Origin of the sequence: Cereibacter changlensis JA139 (assembly GCF_003034985.1) — a bacterium.
GTDB lineage: Bacteria > Pseudomonadota > Alphaproteobacteria > Rhodobacterales > Rhodobacteraceae > Cereibacter > Cereibacter changlensis.
Map to the genome: position 1 here is coordinate 1 of NZ_PZKG01000410.1, position 651 is coordinate 651.

Annotated in this window: 1 pseudogene; it reads right to left on the reverse strand. The window is 67.0% G+C overall.

The features are described from left to right. Window positions 1-651: pseudogene (locus tag C5F48_RS25565) on the reverse strand (conjugal transfer protein TraG N-terminal domain-containing protein); the annotation flags it as partial.

The window sequence follows — 651 nt, forward strand, 5'->3', positions numbered from 1 at the left end:
TTCCATGCCCTCGCCGGCGGCTTCGCCCAGCACGGTGCGGATCATCACGTCCCGGTCCGGCATGGTCATGTCCTTGGCCGGCATAGGCGTCGGATGGTGCGCAGCATTGCGGTTGTCGGGCGACGGGCCTAACCCGTCGCCATCAACGAAAGGGCGGCCCGTCACTTCCTGGAACTTGTCTGGGTTCGCCCCATAGTAGTCCAGCGCCGCGCCCGGCGAGGACCATGCCTCCGGGTGCGCCTGCCGCAAGGCCGCAACGTCGTTCTCATCGAGGTTCAGCATTCGCGTCACCCTGCCCCACATTGCGCCGGTGATGGTCTGATCAGCGCCTTCCGTCGCCGAGCGTGCGGCGCTGTTGTACTCGCCCCTGACTTCGGCGCTGCGCTCGTTCTGGTAGCGCAGCCGCCCGGTGTTCTCCGATTGCGCATCGCTCTCATAGCCCGACACCCTGCTTTCTGCATTCGCCCTCTCAGCATCGAGATTGACGACGCGCTCGTCGCCGGGTGCGCCAAGTGTGGCCTCGCGAGCCGGCGCTCTTCGGAAGGCGTCGGGATCTGTCTGCGCGGAGAAGTCCGCGGTCGGATCTTGCGGCGCGGCGGCGACGGCCTGATCCGTCACCTTGCCGACGATAGAGCCGACGATCTCGCGGCT